Genomic DNA, 3074 nt, shown 5'->3' with positions numbered 1-3074 from the left:
AAGCGGTTCGAGCTGGAACGCAAGGGCAGATACTTCTGGTTGTACGGAATAGTTAATCCCAAGATAGAGATTATGCACGGGAAACTACCCGACCAGGACCCTGAGGATCTGGCGAAGCGCGGGAAGAAGCCGCCAGGTAGTACCGGCAGCGAGATTGCAGAATCTATCCAGGATTCTAAAATAACCGGGGACTTAGCTCACCATGAGACTACAAAAAGAAATGTTGAAATAGAGAGCAAATATGAACCTGTAACCACTAAGGGGACGGGTAAAACTAGAGCAGAGTATCTAAGAGAGAAATACGGAAAATTAAGTTCTGAGCAACTTCATGCAAATATTAATGCTAGATCCGGTATTAGTTTTCCACAAAGAACGCCGAATAGTAAGCTAAAACAGGGAGGCTATAGCACCAGTGATGTCGGCGCATATAAAAAACTGAGTCCAAGCAAGAATCGTGCATCAGGATATGGTACATCTAAATCTGATGGGCTTGTGCAGGCTCACCATGCAATACAAGATGAATGGGCAAAACTGTGGGCAAAGAGAAAGGGTATAAAATACAGAAGTTCAAATGCACCTTCAATATTGTTAAAATCAACATCAGGTGAATCGCATGCTATCATCTCTGCATTACAAAGAGCGAGAAGAAGAACAGAGGGCTTTAATACAAATATTGTATATGAATTTAATGAGTCGTTTAGAGAAATGATTAAAGCTGGCGTTGATCCTAAGGTTGCAAAAAAGGTTATTCAGGAAGCTTACAAATTCTTTGATGGACTGGGAGGCTTTAAATGATAAACTTACGATCTTTGTCAAACTTTAATCTCTATCCTTCAGTTAATGAACATGAGATCAACAGAGTTGAAACTGAAATGGGCTTGCAGTTCCCTAAGGTATTTAGGGAACTTCTTATGCTAACAAATGGATTTGAAACAAATGAGGGTGTGGTGGTTTTTGGTACTGACATAATCAATGAAAGAAATCAAACATATGAGGTTCCCGAATACGCTCAAGGTTATGTAGCTATAGGTAGTAACGGCGGAAACAAGTTCTATTTAATGTCTGCAAATAAAGATGCAATCGAATTACTTCAAGTGGATGCCGGGGTTATGAATCCGCAATTTGCTTCAATAGTTAGTGGGAATTTTATAGATTGGATAAATAATGGATCAGTAAACATCGATCTATTAGAAGAAGAAACGGATAACGAGCAACTTTGTGATTTGATTCTGGTAAATCCACCTAGCGGTGGGGCTTTGGATCTAAAGAAAATACAAGAGGTCTTTAATATAAACAAAGGGCTATTTGATTTACTTAAAGGCTCGAAACAACTTCCTTTTGTATTAATGAAGGACATCCCTATTAGTGTAGCTAAAAATAATATAAGAGTGTTAGGGGAACTGGGCCGATTACTAAAGTTATCCGACGACCATTAAGGATGTCTAATTTCACAGAACGGTTACAGACTGTTTGCTTATCCTACCTCCGGCGATTTCTATGCATTGTGGAGAACATTTGCCGCCCGAAGAGAAAGGTGTTCAGTATCTACCACTATGGTGAAGAAAAAATGCAGTAAGAGATGGCGTCCTATTGAGCATGCAGCGAATGCGAATGTATAGGGAGAATGTACAAAAAGGGTAACTGTGGTCCAGCGTCCATGGTTGCTCTTTTTATTACTGCTGGGCATTGCGATATTTTGAGCGGGAGAGTTCGCACTGGCTTGGCATAGGAGCTGTCAGTTGAAGACGAGGAAGGCTCTTTGAGACTGTAAAATCATTGGTTGAAGAGGGACAAAGAATACTGAGGAAGTATGGTATTGATCCGATAATTGGACATGGGCAGATCGTTCAAACAGTGTGATGGGTTGCAGCATTCTAATTGGAGGATAACTATGGGCACAACTTTTGCTGAATCTATGAAAGAAACCCTTGGCTTGGCCGTTGCCAAAATTGGGTACAAGTTTACATCTTCATTGATTTCTAAAGATAGCTACTGTGTGTTTGTAAAGCGATATAACGATAAAATCGGCCTGTATATCAAATGCACCGATAATCGGGCAAAGGGAGGTGATGTTGTAGTAGCCCTATGGATCGCACCGGTTGAATTTCCTGATGGCAGATTAGAAGTGCTGAGCCTCGGATTTAAAATTGTGGTCTATTCTGACTATGAAATCTCTGACGAAATTGTGCAATCCATAGGCAACAAAATCAATGAATTAAGCGGGAGTATCTCCAGTCTGGCTGCAGCAGTAGAGAAGGATATGGCCAGTCCTTTCATAGTAAAAGGAAGGCAGAAATACTACTATTATTCAAATGGAGGATGACATGTTCTATTTATTCTTTTTGGCAGCAAATTGCCCTTTCCATGATGTAAAGCGGATGGTGGTTGATCTGCTTGAGGGGGCAGAGATCATCGCAGACTCGGCAGACGAGCTTGGGCTGACAACGGATGCGTATCATTTAACGGTAACTGAAGGCGGAGACGGCGTGAAGTTCCGTAGTGAAGATTATCGGGTGAGCCTGGATGTGCAAATGTGGTTTGACCTGTATGACGGGGTTGACGGCCGGTTAAATGAACTCATGAGATTTATTGGAGCAGTGATGCAGAGGCATGAGGGCGATTGTCTGCTGGAATCCAACGGAGACACTGCCATACTGCTACGTAAGGAGCAGCTTGTCATTGCGGATGACAGCCGGTTAAATGGAACTCAGCGCTTTCCTTTTGAACATTTAGGAGTGAGCTACCGGAACGATCGCACTAACGTAAAATTTGATTAACCTGTACCGTTGGTATTCTTATAGCTTTGCTGCCGGCCGCCCTGAGGGCGGCTTTTTGTTCTGCTTTTTGGCGCGCGGCAAGTATACAAAACCTTCTTCCATTGTCCGGCTGTGAAACACCCCTCTTATTTTACTTAATCAGTAGAATCCATTTTTGGCAAAAGGGGGATGTAATTTGCAGACCAACGCTAGTGTGGACAAGGAGAAGGATAAGGCTCCCGCCCGGCAGATTCTATATCAGAAGCCGCTGGAGCCGGTGAAGCCGGCGGCTGTACGCGGGCCGGACCCGGTGGAGGT

Annotated in this window: 4 protein-coding genes; all 4 read left to right on the top strand. The window is 42.9% G+C overall.

Annotation, left to right across the window (positions count from 1 at the left end; translation table 11 throughout):
* The coding region (locus F1381_RS27780) for a hypothetical protein (RefSeq protein WP_343043473.1) at window positions 1-795 on the top strand (795 nt) is incomplete at its 5' end.
* A complete protein-coding gene (locus F1381_RS27775; protein ID WP_151738058.1) occupies window positions 792-1436 on the top strand; it encodes an SMI1/KNR4 family protein in 645 nt (214 codons plus the stop codon). The genes F1381_RS27780 and F1381_RS27775, both read left to right, overlap by 4 nt.
* Window positions 1437-1891: 455 nt before the next feature.
* On the top strand, window positions 1892-2323 hold the full coding sequence (locus F1381_RS27770) for a hypothetical protein (RefSeq protein WP_151738057.1): 432 nt from the start codon (window positions 1892-1894) through the stop codon (window positions 2321-2323).
* Window position 2324: 1 nt separating this feature from the next.
* A complete protein-coding gene (locus tag F1381_RS27765) occupies window positions 2325-2777 on the top strand; it encodes a SitI3 family protein (protein WP_151738056.1) in 453 nt (150 codons plus the stop codon).
* The last annotated feature ends 297 nt before the right edge of the window (window positions 2778-3074 follow it).

This window comes from Paenibacillus tengchongensis (assembly GCF_008973665.1).
Lineage (GTDB): Bacteria > Bacillota > Bacilli > Paenibacillales > Paenibacillaceae > Paenibacillus_AQ > Paenibacillus_AQ tengchongensis.
This window is presented reverse-complemented; position numbering and strand designations above follow the sequence as displayed.

What these genes read in the sequence shown, in the direction of transcription:
- F1381_RS27775 (WP_151738058.1), top strand. Translation starts at nt 792, where the DNA reads ATGATAAACTTACGATCTTTGTCAAACTTTAATCTCTATCCTTCAGTT.
- F1381_RS27770 (WP_151738057.1), top strand. Translation starts at nt 1,892, where the DNA reads ATGGGCACAACTTTTGCTGAATCTATGAAAGAAACCCTTGGCTTGGCC.
- F1381_RS27765 (WP_151738056.1), top strand. Translation starts at nt 2,325, where the DNA reads ATGTTCTATTTATTCTTTTTGGCAGCAAATTGCCCTTTCCATGATGTA.